We start from the raw sequence: 15,712 nt of genomic DNA on the forward strand, positions 1-15,712 counted from the left end.
CTTCTATGTCAAGGACAGTTGCTATCGTTACGGGCGCAAGCCAGGGCATCGGCCGCGCAACTGCGGTGCGCCTGGCACGCGATTTCTCGGCCATTGTTGTCGTTGCACGAAATCGTTCCAATCTGGAGGACACTGCAACGATGGTGAGGGCTGTCGGTGCAGAGGCTCTGGTGCTCGAGGCCGATCTGTCCGGACCTCGCGCTGCGAAAGCTGTTGTCGATCAGACTCTGGCTCTCTTTGGCCGCATCGATGCTCTCCTCAATATTGCAGGCGCGGTGCCACAGGTCGACTTGTTCGAGACGACCGACGTACAGTGGGAAGCCGGACTGGCCTTGAAGCTGCACGGCGCTCGGCGGCTCACCATCGCCGCTTGGCCGTCGCTGATGGCAACCAAGGGTGCCGTGGTGTTGATGTCTGGAAACTCCGCCCTGTTCCCAAAAGCGCCCTATGCCGCGGTAGGCACAATCAATGCCGCGATTGTCGCGTTGGCAAAGGCGTTCTCCGACAAGGGGATTAGCGATGGGGTGCAAGTTAACAGCGTTCTGCCCGGCCCGGTGATGACGGGGCGTCGCCGCTCTTATCTTGAGCATTGGGCTGCTTCTCATAACATGACGGTCGAGGAAGCGACCACGAAGTTCCCCAGGGATGCCGGCATCGCGCGTTACGGTGAGCCGGAAGAGATCGCTGAATTGCTGGCGTTTCTGGTATCGCCCGGCGCCCGTTGGATGACCGGGGCGGCCTTACGAATGGACGGCGGCGAGGTGAAATCGATTTGAGCTCGGTGCGGGCTCTTGAGCGCGCAAATCACGCGCTTGGACGGCCTGATGCCATTCGGCCGCAGATTGCGTGTGACCGGCTTTTACGGCAGAGCATGGCATACATCACCCCGAGCGTTTTGAAGTCGTTCTCCGTAGCGGTCGATCGCTGAGGAGGCCCGGCGCTTTCCGGGGGACTTTGCCGCTGCGAGCTCCGTGGTGGCGGGCCGCTTCGCAGCCGCGCAGGGATATGCGAACCAGGGCTAGGTTCAGAAGCGCAGGTACCGCACCCCGCTCAGCTCAAGCAGATGTCCTTCTTGTGTGCGCGTCGCCCTGATCAGCTCGTTTCCACAATTGGAGCACCTTACGATCGCCTCCGATCGCCTCCGCTTGCGACAAGAGAGCCAAGGCCGACCATCGTACAGCATGCGCCGCACTGAACTTTCGTCAGGGTGATGTCAAATGCGAAGGGCGCCTGAAGTAGGTGTGTAGCTGGATCGCCGCCGATGATAAGGTCAGAGATAGTATTGAACATGGGACAACTATCCTCCCGATGGTCCAAAGCGTTCAGTCTTGATGGCGAGCGGATCAAAGTCGAGTTTCACCAGCATGCTTGAGATGCTCTCAACAAACCCTGCGGGACCGCAGACAAAGAATAGGGGGTCTTCCTCGCGCGCAAAGCTGTTCTTCGCGAGCAGCAGCTCGTCGACCCGTCCTTTATGTCCGGTCCAGTCGCGAGGGCACTCGCGAGTAAGAGCATAGATCACGCGCAGATCCGCATCGCCGTCGGACATCGCATCGAGTTCATCCCGATAAACGATGTCGTTCAGGCAACGAGCTGAATAGATCAACGATGCAGGTATGGGGACGCGCGACGCTCGCCGGTGACGCAGCATGGCCATGAGCGGCGTAACCCCGCTGCCGCCCGCGACAAGACATAACGGGCGATTGGCCGCTTGATTCCAGATAAAATGGCCGCCGATCGGTCCGCGAAACTCGAGAGCGTCACCAATCTGCAGTTCATCGAGCAGATAGGAGGAGACCTCGCCGTCCTCGATCCGCTCCACGGTGAGCATAATGAGCTCCTCTGTCGGAGGCGACGCGATCGAGTAGCTTCGTTCGGCCCGATAGCCGTCTTCGGCCGTGAGGCGAATGTCGACGTGTTGTCCTGGCTGGTGCCCAGGCCAACGGGTGGGCTGCAGGACGATGCTCTTCACCCGGCTTGTTTCGGCCACGATAGCCTGCACGCGTCCGACCTGCCATTCAATCCTGGACCGAAACTGAGGCGCGTCAATCGCCGTCATATCGCTGCTCTTTCCAGGGATCGCCGTAGTTGTGATAGCCACGCGACTCCCAGAACCCCGGCTCGTCCTTGGCCATGAAGCGCAGTCTCCGGAGCCACTTTGCGCTCTTCCAAAAGTAGAGATGAGGAACAAGAAGCCGCGCTGGGCCTCCATGAGCCGGGGCGAGCGGCAAACCCTCATAGCGGGTCGCAACCATCGCTCTTCCGCCGATCAGGTCGGCAAGGGGAAGGTTCGTCGTGTAGCCGCCGTCACAATGCGCCATGACAAAGGCGTTGGGTGGTTCTTCCAGTCCAACCATCTTCAAAAGGTCGTCGAACGTGACACCCTGCCAAACCGTGTTGAGCTTCGTCCATTTCGTGACGCAGTGAATGTCAGTTTTGATCGTGGTCTGGGGCAGTGCTTCGAATTCGTCCCAGGTCCACCTGCCAAGCAACGTTCCGCCAAGTTGAAGCGCAATTTTCCAGTCGGCGGCACGGATGTCCGGTGTCGGTCCGGCGGAGAGCACGGGGAAGTCGGTCGTCAGATACTGCCCGGGCGGCAACTCGGCCGCCCCGAAAGTCTGGCGTTTTGATCTGAAGCCACGGGAAACAATAGGCTGGTCCATGGATGCGTGCCCTTATGTCTGACGCGCAGTAGTCCGGACGCGATATCGGCGTGCCGTGTACCCCGCTCCAACGCAGATGCACCTCTGTTGATGGCTTGTCGATGGCCGTTGTGGAGAATGCATCAAGATCGAGAAAGACAGAGCAATCGCGGATGCGCAGCCACGGCTCATTTCAATATCTAGAGCCCAGCGATCTCGAGTGGTTCGAGCAGGAGGTAACGATGTCGGACGTGAGGCGGACGCTGCATTCGGACGAGCTTGCTTACCTCAGCGCTCAGGAATTGGCAGCTCGCATCCGTCGGCGCGAGTTGTCGCCGGTCGAAGTGATCGACGACTTCATTCGGCGCATTGAAGTGCGCAATCCGAGCCTCAACGCGCTCATTTATCTCGATTTCGAGGGAGCCCGTGCAAGTGCGAAAGAGGCCGAACGCGCACTATGTGCCGGCGAGCCGCTGGGGCCGCTGCATGGCATTCCGTCGGCGCTCAAGGATCTGTTCGACTTCAAGCCGGGCTGGCCAGCGAGCCTTGGCGGCATCCGCGCGCTGAAACACCACGTCGTGAACGGCTACTGCGCATTTTGTGAGCGCATGGAGAAGCGTGGCGGAGCAGTGTTTTTGGGCAAGACCAACAGCTCCCTCATGGGCTTCCGGGGAACCTGCGACAATTACCTATTCGGTCCAACCCGCAACCCTTTCAATCTTTCCAAGAATGCCGGCGGATCCTCCGGCGGCAGTGCCGCAGCGGTGGCCGATGGACTGTTGCCCATTGCAGAGGGCACGGATGCCGGCGGATCGATACGCATTCCGTCCGCCTGGTGTGGCGTCTACGGTTACAAGGCATCCTTTGGCCGCGTGCCGTTCCTGGTGCGCCCAAACGCATTCGGCGCGGCTGATTCGCCCTTCCTCTTCGAAGGTCCTATCACCAGGACGGTCGAGGACGCGGCCGTCGCTTTGAACGTCCTCGCAGGCCATGATCCGCGGGATCCTTTCAGCCTGACCGGTCCGACGGTCGACTTCACGGCGGCGACCCGACGTTCCATTCGCGGTCTCAAGATTGCCTATAGTCCCAACCTGGATGTCTTTCCAGTCGACGGAAAGGTGGCGGAGACGGTTGGCCGCGCGTTGATGGCCTTCGAGGAAGCCGGAGCTCACGTTCAGGAAGTCAAGCTCGGCATCTCCCGTTCGCAGCGGGAATTGAGCGACGTCTGGTCTCGCCTTTACATGCTTCTGAACCTGCAGGCGATCGAGAACATCAGGCGCGATGGCATCGATCTGTTCGGGCAGCATCGCGCTGACTTTCCGCCCGAATATCTGGATTGGGTCGAAAGGACCAATCGGATGTCTGGTCTCGATTTCTTTCGAGACCGGGCCGTCCGGTCCGAGGTGTACGATGCTTTCCAGCGTGTCTTCGAGGAGTTCGATCTGCTCGTCACGCCCACTCTCGCGTGTCCGCCGGTCGATAATTCAAGCGACGGAAATACGATCGGTCCGACGTCCCTCAACGGCGTGGAGATAGATCCCCTCATCGGTTGGTGCCTGACCTACTTTGTCAACTTTACGGGACATCCGGCGGCGTCGATGCCGGCGGGCCTGTCCGAGGGACTTCCGATCGGGATGCAAATCATAGGCCGGAGAAATGCCGATTCGGATGTGCTGGCGGCAAGCGCCGCGTTCGAGCGGCTTCGGCCATGGCAGGACAATTACCGAATTTGCCGTGAGCGCCCCCTCCAGGCGTGACCGACGAGTTCTTGTGAGCGGCGGAGATTTTCAATGAGCGATGATCCGATCAACCCGGCAATCGTGAGCGAACTGGCAGCGACAGTGGACCTCTCCATCGCAGAGGTGGACCGAGTCGGGATCGCTGCGTTGGTGGCGTCGGCGAGAGCGGCAGTCATTCGGCGAGCGGACACGCTGCCAATCGAATCGCCTCCGGCACTCGTGTTTGATCCACGATAACGGAGCTTGAAGAATGGACATTGTCGGTCTGGACGTTATGGGGGCAGCTAAAGCGATACTGTCCCGGTCACTTTCGCCTATCGACCTCACCGAGCACATGCTGGGGCGGATCTCCAGGATTGATCCTCATCTCAAGGCATTTGTCGAAGTGCTATCTGAGCAGGCGCGGGCGTCCGCAAAGCAAGCCGATGCCGAAATTCGCAACGGCCAATATCGCGGTCCGCTGCATGGCATCCCGATCGCGGTCAAGGAACTGTACGACATCGCTGGCGTCAAGACCCGTTCCGGCTCACGGGTACGGGAAAACTATGCCGCTCGGGCCGATGGCGCCGTCATCCGAAAGCTTAGGGACGCCGGAGCTATCTTGCTCGGAACCACCACGACTTATGAATTTGCCTTCGGCTTTGACGCTCCCCCGACGCGCAATGCGTGGAATCTGGACCACATTCCCTCGGGCTCGACCGGCGGCGCGGCGGCGGCCCTCGCGGCCCGGCTGTGCCTGGCCGCCGTAGGCAGCGATAGCGGTGGTTCCATCCGCACGCCGGCCGCGGCGAATGGCGTCGCCGGCATCAAGCCGACCTTTGGTCGCGTGAGCAAAGCGGGCATCACCGTCGTCGGTTGGTCGCTTGATCATCCCGCCCCGATGGGAAAGACCGTGAGAGACCTCGCGGTTCTGCTCGGAGTCATGAGCGGGGTCGATTCGAATGATCCAAGCAGCAGGAACCTTCCGGTGCCGGACTATACGAAGGCTCTGGACGGCGACGTCAGGGGGATCCGCATCGGCGTGCCGAGCAATTACTTCTTCGATGACGTCCAGCCCGCGGTGGCGCATGCCGTCAGCGAAGCCGTGACTGTGCTCGAGAAGCTGGGAGCGGCGATCGTCCCACTGACTGTCCCGAGCATGGAAGGGATCATCGACTCGTGGCTCGCCATCGCCCTGGCGGAAGCTGCGACCTATCATCAGCAAAGCCTCCGGTCGAAAGACGACTTGTACGCGAGCGATGTGCGATTCCTGCTTGAGGCCGGCGAGCTGACGCTTGCCACAACCTATATCAATGCGCAGCGCGTCCGACATGCCTGGAGGTCGTCACTGCGCGCCGCCATGGAAACCGTAGACGTCATGGTCACACCGACCTTGCCGAATACCGCGATGAAGGTCGGCCAGACTGTGAGCAAGATTGGCGCAAAGGAGGAGACGGTCTTCGAGGTCTCTGCGAGATTCTGCGCTCCCTTCAATCTGGCGGGCTTTCCAGCAGCTTCCATTCCGTGTGGCTTCGCGCCCGATGGGCTTCCGATCGGTCTTCAAATTATCGGCAAGCCATTTGAGGAGGAAGCCATTCTGCGGGTCGGGCAAGCATTTGAGAGCCGTACGGATCATCACTTGAGGGCACCCTCGATTGCGGGTCTGGCCGCCTAATCGCCGTGCGCGCTTTTCGGCGATCTCAGCGCGGCGACGCCCGAGCCGAATACATCAAGATAGAAAAAGAGAAGGCAATCGCCGACGCGCAGATCTTGTTGCGATTGGCTATCCCGGATCCCGACAGATCATTCGTGCCGAGGCCATGCGCGCTCGGTCGCAATCGCGGGAGAAAGCTATGCGGGTTGGAGCTCAGGCAGCAGCAGTAGTCATCGCGGGCAGTGCGGTTGCGACGATGCTGTTCTTCGGATCGCTGAAGGACAGCAACGCCCAGAGCACTGCGCGTTATCTGCCGCAATACACTGCGGACGGACAGCTGCTCCTGCCAAAGAATTTCCACGAGTGGGTCTATGTCGGTTCACCCTTGACGCCAAATGCCCTCAACGGGGGACAGGCAAACTTTCCGGAATTCCACAACGTCTACATCGAGCCGGGTTCGTACGCGATCTACAAGAAGACCGGCGAATTCCCCGAGGGGACGATCCTGTTCAAGGAGTTGCAGCTCACGTTGCCGCAGGAAAACGCTGACGGTTCGCGGACGGAAGCGTCGGGACGCGGGTACTTTCCAGGCAAGTGGAACGGAGCGGATGTGACCGTCAAGGACTCCAAACGCTTTGCCGAGACAAATGGCTGGGGGTACTTCAACTTCAATCATCATGAACCAAAGGCGTCGATGGCCAAGGTGAAGTCGAAGGACGAGTGCGCCTACTGCCACATTGCCAACGCCAAGAAGGATGAGGTCTGGACGCAATTCTACCCGCTGCTGGACAATAAGGACGCGCGATAATGCGCATGAGGCTACGCAGAATCGCCTGTATCGCCCTGGTCGTGGCGATCGGGTTCGGGGCCGCGCTCAGGCAGTCGCAGTTTCGGGCGAGCGCTGCCGATGGCATTGCGACCGGCGCCGGAGCGAGCGACCGAGAGGGTCACCTGCATGTGCCCGATGACTATCGCACCACCTATCAGCTCCTCGGAAGCTGGGCGATTGCGGCGGACGAGGGCAAGGGCTCGAAGGAAGTTCACGTCGTCTACGCCTCGCCCGGGACGATCGATGGCTATCGAAAGACCAAGCGCTTTCCGGATGGCGCGGTGTTGATCAAGGAGGTTTTCAAGCCCGCCACCGCCGAGATGACGACCGGCACCGTCAGCCGAGCCGATGTCCTGAAGGGCTGGTTCGTGATGATGAAGGACACCGCGAACAGGCATCCGGATAGCGCGCTGTGGGGCGATGGCTGGGGATGGTCCTGGTTCGACGCGGGCGATCGGTCAAAGACAACCACGACCAATTACAGGGATCAATGTCAGGGCTGCCACGTTCCAGCGCAGGCGTCCGACTGGGTCTACGTCGATGGATACCCGCCGCTGAGGCCATAGCGCCGGCGCAGGCCATCGAAGGTCTTTCGATTCAACCAAAGCCAATCATTAGAGGAGCGAGAGATGGCTAAAGAGGCGACCAACGAGATGGGAATGTCCAAAGGACAGGCCGGTCATCTCTACACCCAAACCAACGAGATTGAAAATGCGGTCATCCACTACGCGCGACAGGTCGACGGCAAGCTGATCGAGGTTTCCCGCATCAAGACTGGTGGCGCCGGGTCCGGCGAATTCAAGCCGATCAGCGGGCAGGACAGCGCCCCCAATTCGTTCGAGGGCGCGGGTAGCGTCATCATTACATCCGACCGGCGCTTTCTGTTTGCGACCAATGGTGGAGACAATTCCGTATCGAGCTTTCGCTTGGAGAGCGACGGGCAGCTTAAGCTGCTCGACGTGAAATCGACCGGAAATCCAGTCGATGGAAGGAGTGGTACGGCGAAATCGCTCGCCTTTGCACCTTCGACACGGACGCTCTTCGTTCTGCACTCGTTCGGACCGGATCATCTTCGGTTGATGTCGGTAGATGCAGAAGGCATGCTCAAGCCGCGGCCCGAGCGCTACACGGTCAATACCTACAGCAAGCGGAATCGCGTCTCCACCATGGTCGTGGTCTCGCCCAACGAGGATATGGTGCTGGTCGGTACCACATTCGACGAGCCGATCGCGCACACTGGGTTGTATCCCGACGGCTCGCCTATTCTTTGGGTCCAGCGGGCAGGCGGCGCGTTGCATTCCATTGCCTCGAATGCGCCGGACCCGGACGGCCTTGCCGTTTTCGCGCTGCAGAAGGATGGTTCGCTTGGTACAGCGAGGTTCTATGACGCAAAGGGCGGTTCTCCGTTCTTTATCGCCTTCCTGAACAAGCGACCGGATACCTTCGTGATCGGCTATGCCGTTGGCGACGGATGTTCGATCTGTACCGTCGAGAAGAACGGCGCGATCAAGATTGGCCCGCTGGTCAAGATCGATACGAGTGCAGGCCTGCCGTCGGAGCTGTGCTGGCTTGCGATTGCCCCCGATGATCGCATGATCTACGCGACGAATTTCGGCTACAGCAACATCAGCAGCTATCGCCTCAACGGCGGCGGTCTCGAAATTGCGAGCGATCCGGCCTGCCCCAAGGTACCCGGCGACGGCACAGCAAGGGGATTGAACGGAACCGTGACGAGCGGTCCCAGCGATAGCTGGCTCACCCCCGACGGCGCCTTTCTCTATCAGATCTACGGCAACGCCTCGAAGTTGGTCGGCTACAGCACTCAGTCGGACGGCTCGTTGAAGGAGATCGGCAGTGTCAAGATTCCGTACAACAGCCCGCAGGGACTCGCCGGCTTCTGATCTGGTTCGTTAACACAAGATCCGGGCGTGGTTCTCATCGCTGGTCCACGTCCGGCATCTCTCTGGCCCAACGCGGGAAGCGGGCGACATGAGCTCTAAGACGGATGTTTGAAGCAAATCACGAGCGCGCTCGCGACAAATCAGTCGTTCGCCGCAGTCACATCGGCGAGAAAGAGGGCCCCGGGCAGAAATTCGACTTGCAGCGCGCTGCGGGTGCGGCGCGGGTGGCATTCTCTGGTGCCCGAGATGGCGCCAAGGTCAGCGACGTTTATCGGAAATTTCCGATGGCCTTCTTGTTTCCGCATGTCGACAATGGCCGACACAGGGAGACCGTTCTCATCAATACATCGGGCGGTGTCGCGGGCGGCGACGAGATTAACATCGAAATTGTTGCCCGGGACGGGGCCTCGGTCGCGATAACCACGCAGGCCGCGGAGAAGGTCTATCGCGCTTTGGGCCGTCCTGCCCGAATCCTGACGCGGTTGAGGGCGGAGACGGGTGCTCGACTTGCATGGCTTCCGCAAGAGACGATCGTCTTCAACAACGCGCGCATCGTGCGGCAGACGGAGGTCGATGTGAGACCGGGGGCTGAACTGGTGGCCCTGGAGTGGCTGGTTTTCGGTCGCGCCGAGAGCGGTGAAGAAGTCATCGCCGGATATATTCTGGACACGTGGCGCATCAGGGTCGACGGCCATCTCGTCTGGGCGGACGGCTTCCTTTCGTGCGACCAGACATTCCCTCAATTGCGGAGAATGGCTTTGCTTTCAAACTGGAGAGCGATCGCGACAATGATTTACTTCGGGCCGAGCATGGAGACGCGGCTCGAAAGATTTCGTCAGATCGCAGCCTCTCTGGGATGCGCGTGCGGGGTCACCCTCGTGGGCGCGATTATCGTAGTCCGCGTTGCTGCAGCTGCCGGTGCGGATCTCAAGCGGGGTCTGCGCCGCTTCCTCGATCAGCTCGATCGCGAACTGGGAACAGGTCCCTTCGGCGTGCCGAAGATGTGGTCCTGTTAACAGCGCAGCAAAGTGGGAGACCAACTTGAATCTGACGCCACGGGAACGAGACAAGCTGATGATCGCTCTTGCTGCGATCGTTGCTCGCGGCCGACTCGGGAGGGGCGTCAAGCTGAACTATCCCGAAAGCATCGCATTGATTTCCGACGCCATCATGGAAGGCGCTCGCGACGGGAGATCGGTTGCGGATCTCATGGCGGAAGGCGGCAGGCTTCTGCGCTGCGATCAAGTCATGGAGGGTGTTCCGGAGATGATCCGCGAGATCCAGGTCGAAGCGACGTTTCCTGACGGAACCAAGCTCGTCCCCATTCACAATCCGATTCGATAGGAGCTGGAGGCGCGACATGATTCCCGGGGAAATCATTCCGGCTGATGGCGACATCGTCCTGAACCGCGACAGGACGGGACGATCGATTGACGTTGCCAACACAGGCGACCGGCCGGTCCAGGTCGGTAGCCACTATCACTTCGCCGAAGTGAACGCTGCACTCGTGTTCGATCGGGCCGTTGCCCGTGGCTGTCGCCTCGATATCCCGGCCGGGACTGCCGTGAGGGTCGAGCCGGGGCAGTCACGCGAAGTCTCATTGATTCCGTTTGCCGGAGCGCGTCGCATCTACGGCTTCAGCGGCGGCGTGATGGGCCCTCTTGAATCGCGTGCCGGCGCCTTTGGCCTTGATGAGTGAGAGAGAACGATGTCCGTCACGATGAGCCGCAGAGCCTATGCGCAGATGTTCGGCCCGACCGTTGGCGACAAGGTGCGTCTGGCGGACACCGACTTGTTCATTGAGCCCGAGAAGGACTTCACGATCTATGGCGAGGAGGTCAAGTTCGGCGGCGGCAAGGTCATTCGGGACGGGATGGGACAGTCGCAGCTCACGCGCGCGCGCGGAGCGGTCGATACAGTCATTACCAATGCGCTAATCCTGGATCATTGGGGAATCGTCAAGGCGGACATTGCGGTCAAGGACGGGCTCATCGCCGGTATCGGCAAGGCGGGTAATCCCGACACCCAGCCGGGGGTGTCGATCGTCATTGGACCGGGGACGGAAATCATCGCAGGCGAGGGCAAGATCATCACCGCCGGAGGGATGGATACTCACATTCATTTCATATGCCCCCAGCAGATCGAGGAGGCGCTTTTCTCGGGCGTGACGACCATGATGGGCGGAGGCACCGGACCTGCCGCAGGAACAACAGCAACGACCTGTACCCCGGGGTCGTGGCACATCCATCGCATGCTTGAGGCGCTGGACGCCTTCCCCATGAATTTCGGCATTTTCGGTAAAGGCAATGCCAGCGTACCCGAGGCCCTGGTCGAGCAGGTCGAAGCCGGGGCTTGCGGCCTGAAGCTGCACGAGGACTGGGGTGCGACGCCGGCTGCCATCGATTGCTGTCTCTCCGTTGCGGACGACCTGGATGTGCAAGTCATGATCCACACTGACTCCCTGAACGAGGGTGGGTTTGTCGAGAGCACGATCGCTGCGTTCAAGGGGAGGACGATCCACGCTGCTCACACCGAAGGGGCGGGCGGCGGCCATGCGCCTGATATCATCAAGGTCTGCGGCGAGAACAACATCATCCCTGCTTCGACCAATCCGACGCGCCCGTATACGGCGAACACGCTCGACGAAGCATTGGACATGCTGATGGTGACTCATCATCTCGACCGCCGTATCCCGGAAGACGTTGCCTTTGCGGAAAGCCGCATAAGGAAGGAGACGATTGCCGCCGAGGACATCCTGCACGATCTCGGGGCGTTCTCGATCGTATCGTCCGATAGCCAGGCAATGGGACGTGTCGGCGAGGTGATCACGCGTACCTGGCAGACCGCCGACAAGATGAAGAAGCAGTTCGGCCGGATGTCGGAGGAGGCCGGACAGAACGACAATTTCAGGGCTCGGCGCTACGTCGCAAAATACACCATCAATCCGGCGATCGCGCAGGGAATGTCGCGCTACATAGGCTCGCTCGAGGTCGGGAAGCTTGCAGACATCGTTGTCTGGGACCCGGCGTTCTTCGGGGTCAAACCCGATATGGTCTTGAAATCGGGCATGATCGTCGCCGCCATCATGGGTGATCCCAACGCGTCCATACCAACGCCTCAGCCGGAGTATTACCGGCCAATGTTCGGCGCCTTCGGCCGTTCGCCTGCCAAGAATTCAGTAACGTTCGTGAGCAAAGCCTCGCTCGAAACGACGATATCGGTGAACCTGGAAAAGCGTCTCCTGCCGGTCTCGGGGACACGCACGATCGGAAAACATTCCATGATTCTCAACGACGCGCTGCCTCGGATGGAAGTTGATCCCGAGACCTACGAGGTACGGGCAGACGGACGAATCCTCACGTGTCCACCGGTGGATGTCGTTCCAATGGCGCAGCGCTACTTCATGTACTGACGAGTTGATGTTGCATGGTGGTGCCATGACGGACGACAATCGCGAACTATCTGCGTCGGCGTTGCTGCGACTGCTGGCCTGGCTTTCGCCGTCATTCCCGAATGGAGCGTACAGCTATTCGCACGGCCTGGAGTGGGCCGTCGAGGCCGGCCACGTTACCAGCCGCCGCAGCCTCATTGACTGGCTCGAGGCCGACCTTTGCTATGGCTCGGGTCGGAACGAGGCCATCTTCTTTATCGAAGCGTATCGCCGTGTGATCGGGGCAGCGGAAGATAAGCTGCCGCACCTGGCAGAACTCGCCGCAGCGTCGCGCGGGACCTCGGAATTTGCGCTCGAAGCCGCACAGCAGTCGGGTGCATATCTTGCAACCCTGCGTCGCGTGTGGCCGGATCGAATTCTGGATGTTTTCTCGGATCCGAAATGCCCACCTGTATCGGCCGTTATCCTCGGCGCCTGCTCGGCGCGCTTGGCGATGCCCGTCGGCATTGCGCTTCCGGCATTCCTGCACAGCTACGTCGCCAATCTCATCAGTGCCGGCGTGCGATTGGTGCCGCTTGGTCAAACTGACGGCCAGCTTGCCATCGCGGCGCTTGAGCAGGCGATCCTGTCGCGGAGTGAAATCGCAACTCGCGAGACTATCGACGATCTTGGTTCGGCGGGTGTGATGACGGAGCTGGCGTCCATCGCCCACGAACTGCAATATACGAGGTTGTTTCGCTCATGAGCACGACCACAGGCGCGGCCCGCTCGCTCCGTACTTCTGGCGTTCCGTCAACGAATGGTCCGTTACGCGTCGGTATAGGCGGCCCGGTCGGTTCCGGAAAGACGGCGCTGATCGAGGCTTTATGCAAGCATCTCCGGGAATTCTACCAGATCTACGTCGTCACAAACGACATCTATACCAAGGAAGATCAGCTCATTCTGACACGCGCGCAGGCACTCCCAGCTGACCGTATCGTGGGGGTGGAAACGGGTGGTTGTCCGCACACGGCCATACGAGAGGATGCGTCGATGAACTTGGCAGCAATCCGCGACATGAATTTGAAATTCCCGGACGCTGAGCTTTGTTTCGTCGAGTCGGGCGGCGACAATCTCGCTGCCACATTCAGCCCGGAACTCGCTGACCTGACCATCTACGTGATCGACGTGGCTGCGGGTGAGAAAATTCCCCGCAAGGGAGGGCCTGGGATCATGAGATCCGATTTGTTGGTCATCAACAAGGTCGATCTCGCTCCCATGGTTGGCGCCAATCTCACGACCATGGAAAATGACGCTCGGAGGATGCGAGGGGAGCGGCCGTTCATCTTTTCCAACATGAAGGTCGGCCAGGCTGTCGCTGAAATCGCAGACTTTATTCTGCACAAAGGCGGGCTGTCCTCCGTGAGGTTGACTGAGGATGATTGTCGATGACAGAGGCCTTTGCGCTGCCCGTAAGGAAATTTGGCATTCGTAATCCTGCCGCGATCCGTGAACGTGGACCGCCGGGATTGTGCTGTCTGAGAAGCCGCTGGAGCTGTGCGCGTGCAATGAGGAAAGTTGCGATGACGGATGATGATCAGGAGCGTTTTGACGATCTGGCGAAGCTACGCCGCAGCATCGACAATCTGGACGCGGCGGTCGTGCACCTTCTCGCAGAGCGCTTTCGGTGTACCGATGCAATCGGACTTTTCAAGGCCAGACATGCATTGGCATCTCGAGACCCCCGACGTGAATTAACGCAGTTGAAACGGTTGCGAGCCCTCGCCGGGCAGAGCGGGCTCGACCCGGAATTCATTCAGAAGCTCCACGATTTGATCGTCCGCGAAGTTGTCGCCAATCACGAGGCGATAAAATTCAGATCGAGAACCACCTAGCCTGTGAACGTGGTCACGTGCTCGATCAACAATGAAATGAGAAGAAGCCTGTACACTCGGGAGACATGCTTGACTAACCTTTGCACGAGTTTGATCGTTGCCCTGATGATCGTATCGGCCTCCTTGACGCGCGATGCAGTCGCGGCCGAGCCCAAAAGTTCCGATTATGCAGCGCTCAGCGAGGCAATCCTCGAGGGCAAGGAGCCCCGGATGCTGATCGACCTCTCCGCTTGTCAAGTCCACGGCGCGGATATCGCGGGGCCGCCAATCAAAGCGAGCACCCGATTTGATGGATATATGATCCAGGCAGATGGAACGATCGCGTTCGCGACGACACATATGACGGTGAGGTCGGACAAGTCGGTCAGAGAATTCCTGTCGTTCAGGGTGCATGCAAACGGGAAGATCGAAGTCCGTACGGCAACTCTTGGCGCGGTCAATTTCGCAGTGCTCAAGGAGTCTTCATTTGATTGCGAGATCGGGAAAGCGGCGACGTTCCATTGGTAGCTACGAAACGACTTCACCCTTTGGACAGAGAAGTGGAATGGACCTTGCCGACGGCTTGCGGCATGTTGGCCATCTCGGCATAGCGACCTTCAGGCGCAGTCGTCGAGTTCAGGAGCCAAGCCTTTCGAACAGGATGGAGTTGAGTACGAGCGGATAGTCTCTGGCTTCCTGCGCCCTTCTCTTGCAAGCGCACTATGCCGAGAGGTCGACCAGACTACCGGGTTGTTGCCCCTTCTTTTCAAGTTGCTCTTCAATCGCGTCTTTAATCTTCTGTTCGACCGCCGCCCGCTGGTCCGGGGTCATTTTGGCGAGGTCAGCATCGGTGAGATTCATGCTCTTCAAAATGCCGGCCCGCATACGGTCGAAGGGATTCATCTTCACGTATTTCAGGAAGTCCGCGACTGCGCTGCTGTCGCCCGATGCGCCATCTTCGTTTGCCTGCACGGTTTCGCCGGTGGACGTCTCCGTCGTCTTTGTGGCGATGGTCGGAGAGGTTGCCTTCGCGGCTTGGTAGGCGAAGAGTGATGACTTAGTCGTAACTTGCATATCTGGCCCCTGCGACGATTTCGGGTTTGCAACGCGTGTGCCAAATTGCTTTTGTGGGGATTTCGGTGTTTTCCCGCCTTTAACTGGTTCGGCGTGCCTTGGCCGGAGAGAAAAAATTGCCGACTTCGCGGCGACACCGGCAAACTGTGCCGGGTCGTGCCCGGCTGCGACGCGTGGGCGTCCATCGCATGCTGAGCACCGCCGCGTTGCGCAAGGCGTTGGCGGGAAGCGCGTAACCTGAACTCATCGCCGCGATCACGACCGCCATCGAAGTGCGTATTCGGCCGGGGTCATTGACGTTCCTCGTACCTATTGCAGCGGCCATCTCCCAATTGGACCCGGTTGAATTCCTGAAACGGCGGATCACAACGCAGCAGCGTGTATGATTTGTATGAGGGAGGAGGTACGCGCCAGCAGAGAGTCTGGCCGGCGGGTATCTGGTACGTCTCGCCGCTTGTTAAAGTGTAGCGACAAGCGGTGTCCGTACTTTTAATCGTCGCCTCTGCCTGGGCCTGGGTGACTGAGGTCACCGCGAGGAACATCACCAAAGGTACACGCATCTTCTTCGTTCTCCGCATCTGATCACCAAATCAAATTGGGACGCGGTGATCGCTGCAGCAAGACAGTAGAGAGTCACAAAGTTCTGAAAG

At 59.7% G+C, this 15,712-nt stretch carries 18 protein-coding genes; 15 read left to right on the plus strand and 3 right to left on the minus strand.

Annotated elements, in window-relative coordinates:
- Window positions 1–5 precede the first annotated feature (5 nt).
- Window positions 6–776: an SDR family oxidoreductase gene (locus tag QY049_RS20780; RefSeq protein WP_301269930.1), complete on the plus strand. Its 771-nt coding sequence runs from the start codon at window positions 6–8 to the stop codon at window positions 774–776.
- 521 nt (window positions 777–1,297) lie between these two features.
- Here the strand turns inward: QY049_RS20780 and QY049_RS20785 are convergent.
- Both QY049_RS20785 and QY049_RS20790 read right to left on the minus strand, forming a co-directional pair.
- Complete coding sequence (locus tag QY049_RS20785) at window positions 1,298–2,059, minus strand: ferredoxin reductase (protein ID WP_301269931.1); 762 nt, start codon at window positions 2,057–2,059, stop codon at window positions 1,298–1,300.
- A complete protein-coding gene (locus tag QY049_RS20790) occupies window positions 2,046–2,663 on the minus strand; it encodes a sulfite oxidase-like oxidoreductase (RefSeq protein ID WP_301269932.1) in 618 nt (205 codons plus the stop codon). The genes QY049_RS20785 and QY049_RS20790 overlap by 14 nt, the downstream gene beginning before the upstream one ends.
- Window positions 2,664–2,764: 101 nt before the next feature.
- Between QY049_RS20790 and QY049_RS20795 the strand changes: the two genes are divergently transcribed.
- The 14 genes from QY049_RS20795 (at window position 2,765) to QY049_RS20860 (ending at window position 14,516) form a co-directional block, all read left to right on the plus strand.
- Window positions 2,765–4,399 (plus strand): amidase, encoded by a 1,635-nt coding sequence (locus QY049_RS20795; protein WP_301269933.1) that lies wholly within the window; start codon window positions 2,765–2,767, stop codon window positions 4,397–4,399.
- 33 nt (window positions 4,400–4,432) lie between these two features.
- Window positions 4,433–4,618: a hypothetical protein gene (locus QY049_RS20800; protein WP_301269934.1), complete on the plus strand. Its 186-nt coding sequence runs from the start codon at window positions 4,433–4,435 to the stop codon at window positions 4,616–4,618.
- A 13-nt stretch (window positions 4,619–4,631) separates the two neighbouring features.
- The gene (locus QY049_RS20805; RefSeq protein ID WP_301269935.1) at window positions 4,632–6,035 is read left to right on the plus strand and encodes an amidase; all 1,404 of its coding nucleotides are present in this window, start codon (window positions 4,632–4,634) and stop codon (window positions 6,033–6,035) included.
- A 178-nt stretch (window positions 6,036–6,213) separates the two neighbouring features.
- The gene (locus QY049_RS20810) at window positions 6,214–6,822 is read left to right on the plus strand and encodes a cytochrome P460 family protein (RefSeq protein WP_301269936.1); all 609 of its coding nucleotides are present in this window, start codon (window positions 6,214–6,216) and stop codon (window positions 6,820–6,822) included.
- A 5-nt stretch (window positions 6,823–6,827) separates the two neighbouring features.
- The gene (locus tag QY049_RS20815) at window positions 6,828–7,409 is read left to right on the plus strand and encodes a cytochrome P460 family protein (protein WP_301269937.1); all 582 of its coding nucleotides are present in this window, start codon (window positions 6,828–6,830) and stop codon (window positions 7,407–7,409) included.
- Window positions 7,410–7,472: 63 nt separating this feature from the next.
- Entirely contained in the window at window positions 7,473–8,744 is a 1,272-nt protein-coding gene (locus QY049_RS20820; protein WP_301269938.1) for a beta-propeller fold lactonase family protein, read from the plus strand.
- 104 nt (window positions 8,745–8,848) lie between these two features.
- Window positions 8,849–9,760, plus strand: coding sequence for an urease accessory protein UreD (locus QY049_RS20825; RefSeq protein WP_301269939.1), 912 nt, complete (start codon window positions 8,849–8,851; stop codon window positions 9,758–9,760).
- 25 nt (window positions 9,761–9,785) lie between these two features.
- Window positions 9,786–10,088 (plus strand): urease subunit gamma, encoded by a 303-nt coding sequence (locus QY049_RS20830; protein ID WP_367401198.1) that lies wholly within the window; start codon window positions 9,786–9,788, stop codon window positions 10,086–10,088.
- A gap of 16 nt (window positions 10,089–10,104) precedes the next feature.
- On the plus strand, window positions 10,105–10,443 hold the full coding sequence (locus QY049_RS20835) for an urease subunit beta (protein ID WP_301269941.1): 339 nt from the start codon (window positions 10,105–10,107) through the stop codon (window positions 10,441–10,443).
- A 9-nt stretch (window positions 10,444–10,452) separates the two neighbouring features.
- Window positions 10,453–12,156 carry an urease subunit alpha gene (gene ureC / locus QY049_RS20840; RefSeq protein ID WP_301269942.1) on the plus strand — a complete coding sequence of 568 codons (1,704 nt, stop codon included), beginning with the start codon at window positions 10,453–10,455 and terminating at the stop codon, window positions 12,154–12,156.
- Between the two features lie 25 nt (window positions 12,157–12,181).
- A complete protein-coding gene (locus QY049_RS20845) occupies window positions 12,182–12,880 on the plus strand; it encodes an urease accessory protein UreF (protein ID WP_301269943.1) in 699 nt (232 codons plus the stop codon).
- Window positions 12,877–13,566, plus strand: coding sequence for an urease accessory protein UreG (ureG, locus tag QY049_RS20850; RefSeq protein WP_301269944.1), 690 nt, complete (start codon window positions 12,877–12,879; stop codon window positions 13,564–13,566). The genes QY049_RS20845 and ureG overlap by 4 nt, the downstream gene beginning before the upstream one ends.
- Before the next feature lie 131 nt (window positions 13,567–13,697).
- Window positions 13,698–14,009 carry a chorismate mutase gene (locus QY049_RS20855; RefSeq protein WP_301269959.1) on the plus strand — a complete coding sequence of 104 codons (312 nt, stop codon included), beginning with the start codon at window positions 13,698–13,700 and terminating at the stop codon, window positions 14,007–14,009.
- A gap of 69 nt (window positions 14,010–14,078) precedes the next feature.
- Complete coding sequence (locus QY049_RS20860) at window positions 14,079–14,516, plus strand: VirK family protein (protein ID WP_301269945.1); 438 nt, start codon at window positions 14,079–14,081, stop codon at window positions 14,514–14,516.
- Between the two features lie 192 nt (window positions 14,517–14,708).
- Here the strand turns inward: QY049_RS20860 and QY049_RS20865 are convergent, their stop codons facing one another.
- Window positions 14,709–15,062, minus strand: coding sequence for a hypothetical protein (locus QY049_RS20865; RefSeq protein WP_301269946.1), 354 nt, complete (start codon window positions 15,060–15,062; stop codon window positions 14,709–14,711).
- Window positions 15,063–15,712 lie beyond the last annotated feature (650 nt).

Source organism: Bradyrhizobium sp. WYCCWR 13022 (assembly GCF_030435535.1).
In the GTDB taxonomy this organism is placed as follows: Bacteria; Pseudomonadota; Alphaproteobacteria; order Rhizobiales; family Xanthobacteraceae; genus Bradyrhizobium.